Source organism: Paraburkholderia sp., from assembly GCF_036488505.1.
Classification (GTDB): Bacteria; Pseudomonadota; Gammaproteobacteria; order Burkholderiales; family Burkholderiaceae; genus Paraburkholderia.
Window position 1 is genome coordinate 18,109 of the sequence record NZ_DASXHN010000279.1, and the last position, 15,781, is coordinate 33,889.

At 63.4% G+C, this 15,781-nt stretch carries 15 protein-coding genes and 1 pseudogene; 8 read left to right on the forward strand and 8 right to left on the reverse strand.

Annotation, left to right across the window (positions count from 1 at the left end):
• Nucleotides 1–345 precede the first annotated feature (345 nt).
• Nucleotides 346–1,239: an alpha/beta hydrolase gene (locus VGH68_RS16705; protein ID WP_331604763.1), complete on the reverse strand. Its 894-nt coding sequence runs from the start codon at nt 1,237–1,239 to the stop codon at nt 346–348.
• A gap of 551 nt (nt 1,240–1,790) precedes the next feature.
• Nucleotides 1,791–2,051: a DUF6723 family protein gene (locus VGH68_RS16710; RefSeq protein ID WP_331604792.1), complete on the reverse strand. Its 261-nt coding sequence runs from the start codon at nt 2,049–2,051 to the stop codon at nt 1,791–1,793.
• Between the two features lie 322 nt (nt 2,052–2,373).
• Here VGH68_RS16710 and VGH68_RS16715 point away from each other — a divergent pair, with 322 nt between their 5' ends.
• The 3 genes from VGH68_RS16715 to VGH68_RS16725 all read left to right on the forward strand — a co-directional run bounded on the left by VGH68_RS16715 (nt 2,374) and on the right by VGH68_RS16725 (nt 5,149).
• Nucleotides 2,374–3,063 carry a lytic transglycosylase domain-containing protein gene (locus tag VGH68_RS16715; protein ID WP_331604764.1) on the forward strand — a complete coding sequence of 230 codons (690 nt, stop codon included), beginning with the start codon at nt 2,374–2,376 and terminating at the stop codon, nt 3,061–3,063.
• A gap of 190 nt (nt 3,064–3,253) precedes the next feature.
• Entirely contained in the window at nt 3,254–4,297 is a 1,044-nt protein-coding gene (locus tag VGH68_RS16720; RefSeq protein WP_331604766.1) for a DUF2242 domain-containing protein, read from the forward strand.
• 600 nt (nt 4,298–4,897) lie between these two features.
• On the forward strand, nt 4,898–5,149 hold the full coding sequence (locus VGH68_RS16725) for a hypothetical protein (RefSeq protein ID WP_331604767.1): 252 nt from the start codon (nt 4,898–4,900) through the stop codon (nt 5,147–5,149).
• A gap of 1 nt (nt 5,150) precedes the next feature.
• Here the strand turns inward: VGH68_RS16725 and VGH68_RS16730 are convergent.
• A pseudogene (locus VGH68_RS16730) lies at nt 5,151–5,327 on the reverse strand (EamA family transporter); the annotation flags it as partial.
• Between the two features lie 367 nt (nt 5,328–5,694).
• On the opposite strand from VGH68_RS16730, the gene VGH68_RS16735 reads away from it, so the two are divergent.
• On the forward strand, nt 5,695–5,910 hold the full coding sequence (locus VGH68_RS16735; RefSeq protein ID WP_331604768.1) for a hypothetical protein: 216 nt from the start codon (nt 5,695–5,697) through the stop codon (nt 5,908–5,910).
• Between the two features lie 174 nt (nt 5,911–6,084).
• On the opposite strand, the gene VGH68_RS16740 is transcribed toward VGH68_RS16735, so the two are convergent.
• Both VGH68_RS16740 and VGH68_RS16745 read right to left on the reverse strand, forming a co-directional pair.
• The gene (locus VGH68_RS16740) at nt 6,085–6,363 is read right to left on the reverse strand and encodes a hypothetical protein (protein ID WP_331604769.1); all 279 of its coding nucleotides are present in this window, start codon (nt 6,361–6,363) and stop codon (nt 6,085–6,087) included.
• Between the two features lie 68 nt (nt 6,364–6,431).
• Nucleotides 6,432–7,190 carry a Mut7-C RNAse domain-containing protein gene (locus VGH68_RS16745; protein WP_331604770.1) on the reverse strand — a complete coding sequence of 253 codons (759 nt, stop codon included), beginning with the start codon at nt 7,188–7,190 and terminating at the stop codon, nt 6,432–6,434.
• Nucleotides 7,191–7,283: 93 nt separating this feature from the next.
• Between VGH68_RS16745 and VGH68_RS16750 the strand changes: the two genes are divergently transcribed.
• Together VGH68_RS16750 and VGH68_RS16755 are read left to right on the forward strand one after the other, a co-directional pair.
• Nucleotides 7,284–8,153: an NAD(P)-dependent oxidoreductase gene (locus VGH68_RS16750; protein WP_331604771.1), complete on the forward strand. Its 870-nt coding sequence runs from the start codon at nt 7,284–7,286 to the stop codon at nt 8,151–8,153.
• Nucleotides 8,154–8,444: 291 nt separating this feature from the next.
• Nucleotides 8,445–9,080, forward strand: a complete 636-nt coding sequence (locus VGH68_RS16755) for a LysE family translocator (RefSeq protein WP_331604772.1) — start codon at nt 8,445–8,447, stop codon at nt 9,078–9,080.
• Nucleotides 9,081–9,508: 428 nt separating this feature from the next.
• Here the strand turns inward: VGH68_RS16755 and argC are convergent, their stop codons facing one another.
• Complete coding sequence (gene argC, locus VGH68_RS16760) at nt 9,509–10,456, reverse strand: N-acetyl-gamma-glutamyl-phosphate reductase (RefSeq protein ID WP_331604773.1); 948 nt, start codon at nt 10,454–10,456, stop codon at nt 9,509–9,511.
• A gap of 144 nt (nt 10,457–10,600) precedes the next feature.
• Nucleotides 10,601–11,203 carry a YbhB/YbcL family Raf kinase inhibitor-like protein gene (locus VGH68_RS16765; protein ID WP_331604774.1) on the reverse strand — a complete coding sequence of 201 codons (603 nt, stop codon included), beginning with the start codon at nt 11,201–11,203 and terminating at the stop codon, nt 10,601–10,603.
• 257 nt (nt 11,204–11,460) lie between these two features.
• Between VGH68_RS16765 and VGH68_RS16770 the strand changes: the two genes are divergently transcribed.
• Nucleotides 11,461–12,150, forward strand: coding sequence for a response regulator (locus VGH68_RS16770; RefSeq protein ID WP_331604775.1), 690 nt, complete (start codon nt 11,461–11,463; stop codon nt 12,148–12,150).
• An 87-nt stretch (nt 12,151–12,237) separates the two neighbouring features.
• Here VGH68_RS16770 and VGH68_RS16775 read toward each other — a convergent pair whose 3' ends face one another.
• A complete protein-coding gene (locus tag VGH68_RS16775; RefSeq protein ID WP_331604776.1) occupies nt 12,238–12,924 on the reverse strand; it encodes an orotate phosphoribosyltransferase in 687 nt (228 codons plus the stop codon).
• A 561-nt stretch (nt 12,925–13,485) separates the two neighbouring features.
• Here VGH68_RS16775 and VGH68_RS16780 point away from each other — a divergent pair.
• Entirely contained in the window at nt 13,486–15,768 is a 2,283-nt protein-coding gene (locus VGH68_RS16780; RefSeq protein WP_331604777.1) for an NADP-dependent malic enzyme, read from the forward strand.
• Nucleotides 15,769–15,781: the final 13 nt, after the last annotated feature.

The window sequence follows — 15,781 nt, forward strand, 5'->3', positions numbered from 1 at the left end:
CCCCCTGATCTGTACGCTCCCGTCGCGCCACGTTCCGCCTGGCAGCCGCGCGCGCAACGAAAGCGTCCCTCAATGTGCGAGCGCTCCTAAGTTAGCGCCGCCACCGCATTCAGAAGATCGTCGCGCGCCGCATCGAGATTGTTGGCGCTGGTCTTGATGGATAGGTTGGCCCGTGCTTTCTCGCCCAAGAAAATGCAACGCGCTCGGCGTTCGCCGTGCTCGGATGCGGGAGCCCATAGAGGGACCCGCTCCTTGCTCAATAGCCTTGCTCGATACAGCTCCGGACTGCCGGCCGCTCAGATGCATCAGCACGGGAGAGCGCGATGGGCAGCGGCTTCCGGTACATCAAGCTGTCCAGCCATTGACGTCAATGACTGCCTTTGCAAAGGCATCCGGAGCCTCTTGAGGAAGGTTATGTCCCACGCCAGACACCACACGATTCTCATAGCGACCAGTGAAGCGCTTCAACTCTGCAAGCCCTGCACCGACCTGTGTGACGCCGTCGGTATCGCCTTCAAGAGTAATTGTGGGCACGTCAATCGATGGCAAAGAGGCCAGACGGCGCTCCATCTCTTCGAACTCAGGGTCACCGGCGACCAGCCCGAACCGATGCCGGTACGAATGAATGACGACCTCCACAAAATCGGGGTTGTCGAACGCAGCTGCGGTCCTGGCATACGTTGCGTCATCGAAGTGCCAGGATGGCGACCACAGTGACCACAGCAGGCGGCATAACTCGCGGCGATTTTGTGTCAGCCCAGCTCTTCCCCGTTCACCGTGAAAATAAAATTGATACCAAAGGCGCCGCTCTTCCTCGGGGTCTGCGGGTTTCATAGCAGCGGCTATGTTCTGGATGGCATAACCATTCGCAGACACCAAGCCTACGGCTCGCTTCGGATAAAGCGCGGCGACGACACACGCTGCTCGTCCGCCCCAGTCGTATCCGGCAAGCAGGGCCCGGTCTATCGTCAGCGCGTCGAGCAAAGCCAGCAGGTCCGCTCCCATCGCCGCCTGCTGGCCGGAGCGCATGGTTGTCAGCGATTGAAAACGGGTCGCGCCGTAACCGCGTAGATAGGGCGTTATGACGCGAGCACCCGCAGCTACCAGGCGTTGACCGACTTGCTCGTAGGCGTGGATATCGTAGGGAAAGCCATGGAGCAATGCTACCGGCCATCCTGACGAGCTGCCTTGCTCGTCGTAAGCGATCGCAAGGTGTTTGGTCAGAACCGTTTTCAGCATGGAGCCTTCCTTAACACGTCGTTGCGGAACAAGCGCTGCCTCATTACCTCAGGATATCCATTGAATCACCAACGACCCAAGCTGAAAGGATGTCGACGATGCGGTCTGAGGTTTACAAGGGCTATGCGGTGCGGACACGCAGTTCCGCGGGATGGGCGCTACGAGGCCAGCGGAACTATCAGGTCCGGCGCGAAGCTGATTGGAGGCTCGGGCGCGCTCGCCACCTGTGAGACCGGGGACGAGGCACGCGCTGTCGGGCCATCTTGGCCCGTGCCTGGGTCGACACTCACGGCTAGCTGGATCCTAAAACGACGCAAGCGTGCTCCCGGGCTAAGGCTGCCAACCGGAACGCGAAAGCGGAAATTGAACGGCAGCGTTGACCGAAATCAACAGTGCTCCCGACCGGTCTGGGCATTGCGCCCCGTGAGAGAAGAACTCGCCGACCGAATCGTCGAGTTCTCCGTCGGCCGCGTTCCGAAAGAGCGGAACGGCTTTAGTCGATTAAACAAGCAGCGGGCCCCGGCGCTGTGACCAGCGGCGGCTGCCCTCTGCTACAACTCCGGCCGCGCCAGATCACTGGCGACGATATGTTCGCCGTACACCTGGGCGGCCGCGATCGCTTCAAGCCGTGTCGAGTGAGGGCCGAATTCCGGCGCGCCGTCGAATGGAAACAGCACGCGGCCGTCGGTCGTGCGCACGACCTTCAACACGCCGTAGAAACGGCGGTAGCCGGCCATTTTCGCGGTCGCTGACACATCAAAGTCGTCCTCCGACGTGCCGGGGATGCTGGGAATAAACGCAGTCTTGCTCATCGTTGAAAACATCGGCTGTTCATTGGACCGGCGAGCGCTCGAAAGAGGGCGTCGCTGCCGGTGCTCGCACAGCGCCATCGCGCGCGGGAAACGCGGATTGTCTCAAATCCACGCGCTATACGCGCGCACCGGTCGGTGAGATAGGACATGCGCTGGCGCACCTCGCGATACCGCCCGATTACCGTGACGCGAGGGCGAGAAGGATCTTTAATGGGGCAACTTCTGGTCATCCTTGATTTTAAAGACAAAAATGGCGACCTGGCGGAGCTTGCCGATGACGCGGGGCTATAATGCGCGAATCATCGCCACCCGACCTTCCGTCATGAGCCGGTTACTTTGCCTGATCGTGCTTTCGCTCGGACTCGCGCAAACCGCCGCGGCCGACGAAAGGACCGACCGAATATCTGCGTACTTGACGCAAAAGTTCGGTTTGGCGAAGGACAAAGCTCAAAAGATCTCCGACGCCGTGCAATCGGCCGCCGCCAAGTACTCTCTCCCCCCCGCGCTGTTGCTGTCCATCATCTCGATCGAATCCCGCTTCAAGGAAAAGGCCCACGGTCCCAACGGCGCGACAGGCCTGATGCAGGTCGTCCCGCAGGCGCATCGCGGGCTGCTGCGCAACGTCAAGGATCTGACCGAGCCGAGTGCGAATATCGAGGCTGGCTCGGCAATTCTTTACGGCTACATGCGCTCGGCCAACGGCGACGTGAACGCCGCGCTAAAGAGTTACGGCGGCTCTGTTGCCTATGCGCGCAAGGTGAGCCTGCGCGTCGAGGACTTCTCGGGGGTCGCCCCCGCGCCGGACGATGCGCAGCATGCGCAGGGGCAGGCGGCATCGTGCGAGGCAGATCGCTGCAGTGGTGCGAACCAGTGGGCCGACGCGTTTAGCGTGCCGGCGGCCGGTCCGCGCGCGGCGAGCGGGGCGGCTGCGTCTTCCGCGGCGGGATCGGCATCAAGCCCGGGGCCGAACCCGGCTTCGGTCACTGGCGCCGCGCGCACTGCATCGAATTGATCTGAGCGACCGCACGCGTATTTGCGTGACTGACGGACGGCTGGCGCGCCGCGCTGTCCGCCGGATTATTTCCGCGCGGTGCACGGTAACAGGTTGTCGCGCGGACGCTGCACGTTTTTTACGCACCTCACGCTGCCCGCACTACAATGCATTCCCGTTCGCGCTCATTCAGCGCTTCTTGCAAGCCATCATGCAGACCCCGTTTTTCCGAACCACCGCCGCGGCCGTCTTCGGCCTGCTGGCGCTCGCCGCATGCAGCAGCACGCCGCAACCCAAACTCACGCAGGAAATGTTCGAAACCGGCGCGAGCCCTTACGCGCGGAACTTCAATTCGAGCACCACCGATAGCTGCGAAGCCGCGCGCCGCGCGCTACTCAGCCAAGGCTATCTGACGACGATGGCGCGCCCCGATACCGTCGACGGCACCAAGAACTTCCAGCCGACTGGCGATACCCATGTGGTCGTCGAATTTCACGTCGTCTGTACGCCGGGTGAAGAGGCGGCCGATACCAGCATCGTCTATGTGAACGCGGTGCAGAACGGCTTCGCGCTGAAGAAAAGCGATACCTCGGCGAGCGTCGGGCTGAGCGTGCTCGGTTCGCTGTCGCTGCCGATCCGCTCGAACAGCGACGCGATGGTGAAGATATCGAGCGAGACGATTCCATCGGGCAAGTTCTACGACCGGTTCTTCGGGCTCGTCGATCATTACTTGCAGACGGTCGTGCGCACGCAGCCCGTCGCGACTAGCGCGATCGAGACGCGGATGCTGCCTGTGCCCGCGCCGACGCCCGCGCTGGTACCTGAACCGATGCCTGAACCGGTGCCGGCGACCGCGCCGGCTGCGTTTCAACAGATGCCGATGCCTGCAGCGGCGCCGTTGACTCTCACGATGTCAGCACCGATTCAGAGGCCGTCTGCTCCGGCTCCAGCGCCCGGTCAGCCAACGACGCCCGCGGCGGTGCAAATACCGACGCCGGCGCTCACACAGGCGCCGGTAGCGATGCCTGCGGCTGCAGTCCTGACGACGCCCACACCCGGCCAGATAACAAGCCCTGCCATGGTTGAGCCAACAACACCGCCGACGGTGGCGCAAGCCACAGCAGCGGCGCCAGTCAACATGACGGCGCCGGCCCCCGTGCAGGTCACCATGTCGACGGCGGCTCCCCGACTGTCCGGGCCAATCGGCCAGGCGGCAGCCATCGAACCCGCGAGCGGCCCCACCCTTGCCCCTTGATGCCTGCGCAGCTTCCGCGGGACTCGGGCTGATCGCAATCTGATCAGCCTTTAATTCAGGCGGTTTCAATTCGCCCGTCGTTATACGTAGCAATAGTTGATAACGGCCAACGCGCTCTGTAGATAAGCGGAAAGGCTCCGCCGCATCGATGTCACAGGAACTCGGAACCGTGCGGACCGTCGCGCTGTCCCGGTAATTCGCGCGATGCGAAGCGCGCGGTCGCGCACATACTCTGGCCCGCCGGACGCGCACATTGAAACCACGGGGCGGAGATTGCCCGTCTTCTTTTTGCAGACGCAACTGTTGCTATTTCGTCGAAACGGTTTTGGCCCAAGACCAAACAGGCATAAAGTTAAAGTGGTTTATAAGGTTCCTGGTGCAGTGCGGGGGAGTTATGAAACGCAGATCAGCACGACAGTTAGTCCGTCTTCTCTCGGACCTTCGGCATTCGGCCCATTGCAGCACGTTGCGCGCCGCCGCGACCAGTCGGGAAATAGCGCTGGCTGCCGCCGAGGCCGACGAGGACGCTAACGCAACCGAGGGCGACAGCCCAGAATCGACGCGCGACCCTTACCAGGACAAGTTGTTCCGGAGCCGCTCATGAGATCGGCGAGCGAACGGTCGTTGCGGTTTCTGGTTGAGAAATGGCTTTCGCCGGCGCCCTGCGAGCCGGTTCACGTGACGGAATTCAGCCGCACGCGCGTGCGCGGGCGGCGTTATGTGCGGGTCGAGACATCATCGGGACAAAGCGGCCGGGCTCTGTTCTTCTTTCGTCACGACGACGGTTGCTGGTGCGTGTTCCCGCCGACCGCCGATACGCCGAATCGGTCTGCGCCACCGCTGGCCGCGTAGCTCACGACGCCTGCCGCACACGCTGTTGCCGGCTGCGTTTCCGTCCGGGCGACGCCTGACACACGATCAAGCCCGCGAGCATCAGCGCGCAACCGAACAGCGCGCGGCCCGTCAGCGTCTCCGCTAGTACGAGCCAGCCCGCGAACGCCGCGAACACGCCTTCCATGCTGAAGATCACGCGCTGCGACTCAGCCGTCGTATCCCAATTCGGCGCGATTGCCGCGCACCGTGCAGCCGTTCCTTCACGCATATCGCGGTCGTGCAGGAGACCGCGCGGGTCGCGATCCTCGATGACCATGACGTCGTATATGACGTCGCAACGACGACTCGGTGTTGTCCCTGGTATGGGATGCCAGATGCGTGAAAGCGTCGCGAAAGCAAGCTGTCTCTCAGAAAATACATATCGGGTTTAGCGCATGACAAACCGCCTACGCTTGGGTAATACTCTCCCGCGGGGAGCGCAAGGTGCCTCGAAGTACTACCTGCTCTACCGAGTAGCGGTTTTCATCTCACATTGATCAGTCGTCAGGTTTGGGGAACAACACATGAAAAAAGTTATCGTCTCGCTCGCAGCTGCTTCTTTCGCGCTGGTTTCCGTTCAGGCTTTCGCACAAGCTTCCGACTCAACTGCGGCGGCAACCGCTGCTAGCGCACCGAAGAAGCATCATCACGTCAAGCAACTGAAGACCCACGGCAAGCGCGCTCCGGTTTCCTCGGCAGCTTCGGCAGCCGGCACCAACGACAAGGGCACAACGAACTAAGTTCGCGGCCGTTAGCCGGGCGCGGCGTACCGGCGTGTTTTATCGTGCCGCTAGCCGGCCGATCTGAACCGGTATGACGAATGGCGTTGCCAGCAAAAAGGCCAGAGCTCGCGCTCTGGCCTTTTTGCGTTGATGCGGGTTGCGCGCGTTTGTTGCGCGTCTTTGCGCAAACGATCAGCCCGCGAGCCCGCGCCGGATGACTTCGTCCAGCAACCCGTTCAGGCCATCCGGATGTGTGGCAGCGCGCGTCTTCAGTTGTTCCACCAGCTCGCCATTGAGCTTGCACGCGAAGGCGACGAGTCCCTGCGCCTGATCGAGTTTGCGCTGTTCGCGCCGGTCGATTTTCGGCTCGACTGCGGCACCCTTGCCGCCGCGGGGCACGGCGGCCTGCTTGAGCGCGTTGTTCAGTTTTAGCGCCTTGTTCTTTTCAAGGTCGGCTTTTTTCATCGTCATATCAAAGGTCTCTGCCAGGTAAACAAGTCCGCATTGTACGCAGCCCGCCGGACCCGCGAGCGCCTGTATTAGCCGCGGCTTTCCGGCGCACCGCCGGACACGCTGTCCATCAACGCACGCATCCGTTGCCAGTGCGTGCCCTCCCAGAAGACCCGCTGACATACATCGCAGGTGACGAAGCGGCTATGCCGTTGCAGTACGCCGTGCGGCACGCGCGGGACCGCGTCCTCGCGAGCGATGCGCCGCAGCGGCGCATTGCACATCAGACATAGACGGAATGGCCGAGCGCTGCCCGCCAGATCCAGCCGATCGAACACTTCGCGCAATTGCTCGCGCGGCCGCAGCGCGCGCACGTAGCAACCGTGCGTAATATTGCGGCGTTTCAGCAGTTCGCGGTCGCGCGTCAGCACGATGCGCTGTTGCGCGGCGGCGAGCGCTTCGATATCGGCATCGGGATAGTGGTTGTCGTAAAGCGTATCGAAGCCGGCCAGCCGCAGCAGCGGCGCAAGCCCGCCGAGGTGCGCGTCGGCGATGAAGCGCATCACGCGCAGCGGCTTCTCGCGCACGCGCAGCAGAGGCTGGATGTCCAGCGCTTCGAACTTCGGATAGACGGCGATGCGCTCGCCGTCCGCGATCGGGTGATTGAAATCGACCGATTCGCCGTTCACGAGAATCAGCTCGACTTCGGTATGCGGGACGCCGAGTACCTCGATCATGTGCTTGGTCGTCGCGCCGCGCGCGCACGCGCAAGCGAACTCGCGCCGGCGCAGAGGCCGGCTGAGAAAGTCGTTCAGCTCCTCGTAGAAGCGGAATGTCGCGGTGACCATGCGGCAGTATCGCACCGGTTTTTGTTGCGGGTTGTCCTGCGCGTGTCGCATGAGTGTGCTTTACTTCGGGTTCTTTGGAAGACGGAGCGATAGATGGACATCGGTTTTATCGGGCTCGGCGAGATGGGTGCCGCGATGGTTGCAAACATTCTGAAAGCCGGGCACCAGGTGCGAGTGTGGAACCGCTCGCCCGAAAAGGCGCAGGCACTGGTCGAGCTGGGCGCGCAGGTCGTCGGGAAGCCGGCCGACGCGTTTGCCGGCGATGCCGTGTTTTCAATGCTCGCCGACGATCACGCGCTGCGCGAGGTCATCACCGCATCGCTGCTCGAGCATGCGCCGCGCGGGCTGATCCACGCGAATATGGCGACCATCTCGGTTGCGCTCGCCGAGGAACTGGCGACCGCGCACGCGTCGCGCGGCGTGCATTACGTCGCCGCGCCGGTGCTAGGCCGGCCCGACGTCGCGGCCGCGGGCAAGCTGACGATCGTCGCGGGCGGACCGGCCGAATCGATCGACCGGATTCGGCCGATTTTCGACGTCATCGGGCAGAAGACCTGGCGCATCGGCTCGCTGCCGCAGCAGGCGAACGTGATCAAGCTCGCCGCCAATTTCATGCTCGGCGCCGCGATCGAGACGCTCGGCGAAGCGTCCGCGCTCGTGACGGGCCACGGGCTCGCGATGCAGGACTTCCTCGACGTGATCACGAGCGGCCTGTTCCCCGGACCGGTGTACTCGGGCTACGGCAAGCTGATCGCCGATCAGCGTTTCGAACCGGCGCTGTTCAAGGCGCGGCTTGGCCTGAAGGACGTGCGTCTCGCGCTCGCCGCCGCCGATGCGGTGACGACGCCGATGCCGGTCGCGAGCGTGGTGCGCGACAGCCTGATGGAAGCGATCGCGCATGGCGACGGCGAGAAGGATTTCGCGGTGCTGGGGCAGGTCGCGGCGCGGCGCGCTGGTCGTTGATCGTCGTCCTCGCGTTGGGCGTTGCTACCGGTTGCGGCTGCGGCGCGCGCTGGCAGTGGTGATGCCGGTGCGGCGTCCGTGGTGCCGGGTGCGTGATGCGTGATGGGCGGTGCCTGGTGCGCGAGCGCGTGTTCGTGGCCGTCGCGCATCCAGGCGGCCGGATCGATTCGCGGCACCGGCGACGGTTCGCGGGCCGCGTGGCCCGATGATGCGTTTTCCCGCGCCGCATACTGCCGCGGCGGATGGGCGAGGCATAATAGCCGCCCGATTTCTCTTCCCTTGTCAATTCCGATGACTCTGCATACCTGGTGGCTGTTCGTCGCCACCGTCTTCGTCGTTTCCGCGATTCCCGGTCCGAACATGCTGCTCGTGATGACGCATGGCGCCCAGCACGGCCTGCGCCGCGCGAGCGCGACCATGGCCGGTTGCCTGTCGGCGCTGGTGCTGATGCTGGCGGTGTCGGCGGCGGGGCTCGGGGTTTTTCTGGCGGCGTGGCCGGCGATGTTCAACGCGCTGCGGATCATCGGCGCGGCCTATCTTGTGTACCTCGGCATCAAGGCGTGGCGCGCGCCGGCTGACGAAGCCGTCGCGCAAAACGTCGACGAACTCGCGCGCAGGCCGGCGCGCTCGCGTTTCGCGCTGTTTCGCAACGGCTTTCTGGTCGCCAGCAGCAATCCGAAGGCGATCCTGTTCGCGGCCGCGCTGCTGCCGCAATTCATCGACGCGACGCAGCCGAAGCTGCCGCAGTTCGGCGTGCTGGTTGCCACGTTTGCGGCGATAGAGGTGAGCTGGTATCTCGTGTACGCGGGTTTCGGCACGCGGATCGGCGCGAAGCTGCGGAGCCGCAGCGTCGCGCGTGCGTTCAATCGGCTGACGGGCGGCGTGTTCGTCGGTTTCGGCGCGATGATGGCGCTGGTGCGTCACTAGACGCTTTTCGGTTCAGCATGGAGGGCAACGTAGAGGCGGATGTGACCGTTGTATTTTCGCAACATCGAGGGTCAACCCTGATTTGTATGTTGCGACGCACCACGGGGTTTGCTAGAATTGTTTTTGTCTCCTCCATGTCTCCTCTGATATGGATTCAGCCCGCCAACTTAGGCGGGCTTTTTTTTGCCTCCAATTTTGCGGGAGCCCTAGTCGCCGTGGGAATCCTCCCCGGCTCGGGCCGTCTCCCTCATGTCCGGCGATGTTGTACGCGAGTCCCGGATCGAACCTAGGCGCCCACGACGGCGACGCTGGTTTCGTCGTGAATCAGGTTCGCGCCCTGCAAACAGAAAAGCCGGTCTGTGCAGACCGGCTTGTCGACGACGAGGACAGTTAAACAGGGGCTCGCAGAGTTCGCGGCGCGCTTCGTTTTAGCTTTTCAAGCCGTAACCTTCATCAGCGCCGATCGCCAGGTTCATACACTGGATCGCCGCGCCCGACGCGCCTTTGCCCAGGTTGTCCAGACGCGCGACAGTCAGGAAGCGCTCTTCGTTGCCGAACACGAACAGGTCGACGCGGTTCGTGTCGTTGTTCGCCTGTACGTCGAAAAAGCCGTTATCGAGATTCGCGTCCGCGTTGAACGGCGCGACGTGCACGAACGCTTCGCCCGCGTAGTAGTCGGCGAACACCGCCCGAACGTCCTGCGGCGTCGCCTTCCTGGCCAACTGGCTCGGCGAGAAATAGGTAGTGACCGCGAGACCCTTGTAGAAATCACCGACGATCGGCGTGAAGATCGGTGCGGACTCGAGCCCCGTATGCGCGGCCATCTCCGGTAGATGCTTGTGCGCGAGGGCGAGCCCATACGGACGCGGGCTCTTCAGCCGGTCGTTGCCGCCGGCCTCGTAGTCGGCAATCATTTTCTTGCCGCCGCCGCTGTAGCCGGTGATCGAGTACGCGTGCGCGTTGAATTCGGGCGCGACGACGCCGGCTTCGACGAGCGGGCGCATCGCGAGCACGAATGCCGATGCGTGACAGCCCGGCACGGCGATGCGTTTGGCGGAGCGCAGACGCTCGCGTTGCGCGCGAGCCAGTTCCGGCAGACCGTAGGCCCAGTCGGCCGCGGTGCGGAACGCGGTGCTGGCGTCGATCAGCACGGTGTGCGCATTTTCGACGAGCGACGCGGATTCGCGCGACGCGACGTCGGGCAGGCACAGGAACGTGACGTCCGAAGCGTTGATGAGACGACGGCGCTCGTCGAGATCCTTGCGCTTCGCTTCTTCGATACGCAGGATTTCCACATCAGCGCGTTGCGACAGGTATTCAAAGATCTTCAGGCCGGTCGTGCCTTCCTGTCCGTCGACAAAAACTTTCGTGCTCATCTCGATCTCACTCGCTGAAAACGGCGGCGCGCCCCGCGCCTGAACCGCACATTTTAAGACCTCACGGCCACGCTCGCGTGATACCGCGCGAAAAAACGACGATGCGCGCCGAAAGTGACACGAGCATGGCTGTTGCGAATGCCACTAGCGCCCGTAGTCGACGACCAGCCGCGCGCTGCCGATCGCGGCCGTGCGGATCTCATGGTCGAACATCAGCGCGGGACGTCCTTGCGCGAGCCGCAGATCGGCCGCGTTCAACGCATAGACGGTGATGATGTAGCGATGCGGTTTGCCAGGCGGCGGGCAAGGGCCGCCGTAGCCGTCGGTATCGAAGTCGTTGCGCGCTTCGACCGCGCCGAGCTTCTTCAGGAAACCGGATGAACTCGCGTTCTCCGGCAGGCTCTGGGTGGTGGGCGGAATGCCCGCGACTGCCCAGTGCCACCACCCGCGCCCCGGCGCGTCCTCGTCGAACATCGTGACCGCGAAGCCGCGCGTGCCGGCCGGCGCGTCGTGCCATGTCAGTTGGGGCGAATGGTTTGCCCCCTTGCAGTCGTTCTGATCGAAAACCTGCGCGTTGGACACCGTGCCGCCCGCGCGCAGGTTCGCGCTCGTCAGCGTGAAGGTGCCGTCGGCGCGCGCGCGAGGGCTGTGCACGACGCCGAGTGCAAGCCCGAGCATCGCGCAGACGGCGAGCGATTGGCGCCGCCACGGTGAAGCCAGCGAAACAACCAGGCAACGCGCGCGCATGTGCCGGTTCTCCTGTCAGCACGCGAGGCGAGGTCCTCGCGAGGGTCGTTGTCCTTGATCGTGCCCCAACTCGAATCAAGTCTAACACCAGCTTTGCGATTGGATCGCTGCGCGCGGCTCGCGGAATTAGCAGATAGGAAATCGGCTATAGTGCGAAGAATTGTCGCAGCGCCCTTGCTGCCTGTTGTTCGTTGGCGGGCGGCATGGCAAAGAGCGTTGCAAGTTTTGAGGCCGGTTTATCCATACGAAGGAGGGCGATGCAATCTTTAGTCAGGATCGTGGTTGCGGATGACCATCCCGTCATTCTGTTCGGCGCTGAACATGCGCTCCTCAAGTTTCCCGGTATGCAGGTGGTGGGGCGCGCGCGGCAGTCCACCGAACTCGTCAGCGTGCTGCAAACCACAGCCTGCGACGTGCTCGTCACCGATCTCGCGATGCCGGGCGGTCGCTACGGCGACGGCCTGCAGCTCATCGACTATCTACGCCGCAATTTTCCGCACTTGCCGATCGTCGTGCTGACGATGCTTGAGAACGCCGCGCTGCTCAAACGGCTCAGCGAACTCGGCGTAACGGCGGTCGTCAACAAATCGGATGACATGAGCCATATCGGCGTCGCAGTCCAGCGCGTTAGCCATAACCTCGAATACATGAGTCCGTCGGTGAAGGCGGCGCTCGATGCGTTGCGGATAAATTCGCGCGGCAAGAAGACAGAGACGATGCTGTCCCCGCGCGAGCTCGAGGTCGTGCGGTTATTCGTCTCCGGTCTGACGATCAAGGAAATTTCCACGCTGTTGAATCGCAGCATCAAGACGATCAGCACGCAGAAAAATACGGCGATGCGCAAGCTCGGCATCGACCGCGATTCCGAACTGTTTCAGTATGCGCAAAGCAATGGCTTGATGAATTCGTTGTCGCATGCGGCGGATGACGCAGCCGGCCAGTCCTGAGTTCGTCCCTGGTCTGTCCGGCTAAGCGGCGCCGACGCAAAAAAGCCGCCTGTCTCGCGACAGGCGGCTTTTTTGTCACTGCGTGAATTACTGCGGCGAGGCGGTGGCGCCGCCGTGCGCGGCCGACCACTCGGCCGGCGCATGCAGGAATTTCTCCACTTCGTCGAGGGTCTTCGAGTCGAAGTAGTTGTTGTCCTTCGCGACGCGCAGCACGTCCCACCACGTGGCGAGCGCGTGCAGATCGACGTCGATGTCCTTCAGCACGGACACGCTTTCTTTGAAGATGTTGTAGTGAAACAGCACGAAGCAGTGGTTCACCGTCGCCCCGGCGGTGCGCAGCGCATTGATGAAGTTGATCTTGCTGCGGCTGTCGGTGGTCAGGTCTTCCACTAGCAGCACGCGCTGGCCTTCGGTCAGCAAACCTTCGATCTGCGCGTTGCGGCCGAAACCCTTCGGCTTCTTGCGCACGTACTGCATCGGCACCATCAGGCGGTCCGACAGCCAGGCCGCGAACGGGATACCGGCGGTTTCGCCGCCGGCGACGGCGTCGATCTGCTCGTAGCCGACGTCGCGCAGAATCGTCGCTTCGGCCATTTCCATCAGGCCGCGGCGCACGCGCGGATACGAGATCAGCTTGCGGCAGTCGATGTACACCGGGCTCGCCCAGCCGGACGTGAAGATGTACGGTTTCTCCGCGTTGAAATGCACTGCTTGCACTTCGAGCAGCATCTTGGCGGTCGTGTCGGAGATCGTCTGGCGATCGAAGCCTGTCATGGGCGGATCCTTCGGAGTGAGCGGGGGAGAAGCGGGCGCGGAGCCCGGTGGCGCAGCAAGCGAGGTATGCCGCGCCATGCTGGGCGGAATCCGCGGCCGGCTCGGGAGCTGACCGGCTTTTGCTGCGCGCGTGGGCGGCTATTTTACCCGAAACGGGTGCGGCCGACGAGGCGCGTCGCGCGCGACGGTGATGCTCAGTCGGCCTTGCCTGCACGCGCGGCGCCGCGCTCGGATGAACGCCCGTGCAGAGCCGCACGACGTGGTTGCGCGGGGCCGCCACCGCATCCGCAAGGCGCCGCATCGATGCCGCATTGCAGCATGCTGAAGCGGCTGTTTCGCCGGTGGCGAGTCCTGTTAACCACTCAGTGCATCAATGCATCCGGGGTGTACACTGATCGACCCGCGAAGCTTCCCACATCGTCCTGTTCTTCGTCGAGGTAAGGCATCGTGCCCAACCGGCGCGAGCGAAAACCGCCTCGGCCGGCTATCTGTCCGGCAGCTCCAGGCGACGCAACGGTGTGGCGCCACGGGCCCAATTACTTACGTCTCGCAGGCCTAGAAATGGACGAACAACTCAAGCAAAGCGCTCTCGCATACCACCAGAATCCGAAACCCGGCAAGATTTCGGTGACGCCCACCAAGCCGCTGTCGAACCAGCTCGATCTGTCGCTGGCGTACTCGCCGGGTGTCGCCGCGGCCTGTATGGCAATCCACGAAACCCCCCTCGACGCGCAGAAATACACGTCGCGCGGCAACCTCGTCGGCGTGATCACGAACGGCACCGCGGTGCTCGGGCTCGGCAACATCGGCCCGCTCGCCGCGAAGCCCGTGATGGAAGGCAAGGGTTGTCTGTTCAAGAAGTTCGCCGGCATCGATGTGTTCGACATCGAGCTCGACGAGTCCGATCCGGACAAACTCGTCGAAGCGATCGCGATGCTCGAGCCAACATTGGGCGGCATCAACCTCGAAGACATCAAGGCGCCGGAGTGCTTCTACATCGAGAAGAAGCTGCGCGAGCGCATGAAGATCCCGGTCTTCCACGACGATCAGCACGGCACGGCGATCATCGCGTCGGCGGCTATCCTGAACGGCCTGAAGGTGGTCGACAAGAAGCTCGACGAAGTGAAGCTCGTCTGCTCGGGCGCCGGTGCGGCGGCCATCGCGTGCCTGGACTTGCTGGTCAATCTCGGTCTGTCGAAACAGAACATTCTGGTCACCGACTCGAAGGGCGTGATCTACGAAGGCCGCGGCAACCTCGATCCGTCGAAGGAGCGCTATGCGGCTAAGACTGAAGCGCGCTCGCTCGCCGATGCGATTCGCGGCGCGGACGTGTTTCTCGGCTGCTCGAGCGCCGGCGTACTCAAGCCGGAGATGGTTGCGGAAATGGGCACCCAGCCGCTGATTCTCGCGCTCGCGAACCCGGAGCCGGAAATCCGCCCGGAAGAAGCGAAGAAGGTGCGCCCGGACGCGATCATAGCGACCGGCCGTTCGGACTATCCGAACCAGGTCAACAACGTGCTGTGCTTCCCGTTCATCTTCCGCGGCGCGCTCGACGTCGGTGCGACCACGATCACCGAAGAAATGAAGCTCGCGTGCGTGCGCGCGATCGCCGAGCTGGCCGAGGAAACCGACCAGGGCGATGAAGTCGCGAAGGCGTACGAGGGCCACTCGCTCGAATTCGGCCCCGAGTACCTGATCCCGAAGCCGTTCGATCCGCGCCTGATCATCAAGATCGCGCCGGCCGTCGCGCAGGCGGCGATGGATTCGGGCGTCGCGACCCGCCCGATCGCGGACATGGACGCGTACCGCGAGGAACTCGGCACGACGGTCTATCGCACCGGCATGGTGATGCGTCCGGTGTTCGCGGCCGCCAAGTCGCAACCCGCGCGCATCGTGTTCGCGGAAGGCGAAGACGAGCGGGTGCTGCGCGCTGCGCAGTTCGTGCTGCTGGAAAAGATCGCCAAGCCGATTCTGGTCGGCCGTCCGTCGGTGATCGAGATGCGGCTGAAGAAGATGGGCTCGAAGCTCAAGTGCGGCGAAGACGTGGAGATCGTCGATCCGGAAGACGATCCGCGCTATCAGAAAAGCTGGCAGGCGTACCACGAACTGGGCGCGCGCCAAGGCGTGACGCCGGACGTCGCGAAAGCCGCGATCCGCAAGTTCAATACGCTGATCGGCGCGATTCTGGTGCGTCTGGGCGAAGCCGACGGCATGATCTGCGGGATGATCGGTCAGTACCACACACACCTGAATTTCATCGAACAGGTGCTCGGCAAGGCCGACGACGTGCAGAACTTCGCCGCGATGAACCTGCTGATGCTGCCGGGCCGCAATCTGTTCATCTGCGACACGTACGTGAACGAAGTGCCGACCGCCGAGCAGCTCGCCGATATGACGATGCTCGCCGCGGGTGAAATCGAGAAGTTCGGCATCACGCCGAAGGTTGCGCTGCTGTCGAATTCGAACTTCGGCAGTGCGCCGTCGTCGTCATCGCAGCGTATGGCGGCGGCGCGCAAGCTGATCGCCGAGCGCGCACCGTCGCTGGAAATCGACGGTGAAATGCACGGCGACGCGGCGTTGTCGGAGGTGGTCCGCAAGGCCGCGTTCCCTGGTACCACGCTGTCGGGTGAAGCGAACCTGCTGATCATGCCGAACGTCGAAGCGGCGAACATCGCGTACAACCTGCTGAAGATGGTCGGCGGTGAGGGCGTGACGGTCGGTCCGTTCCTGCTTGGCGCGGAAAAGCCGGTCCATATCCTGACGCCGGCCGCGACCGTGCGCCGGATCATCAATATGACGGCGGTGGCTTCGGCTAACGCGCGCAAGGCGGTGAACGCGAAGTAATGCGCGGCTCTCT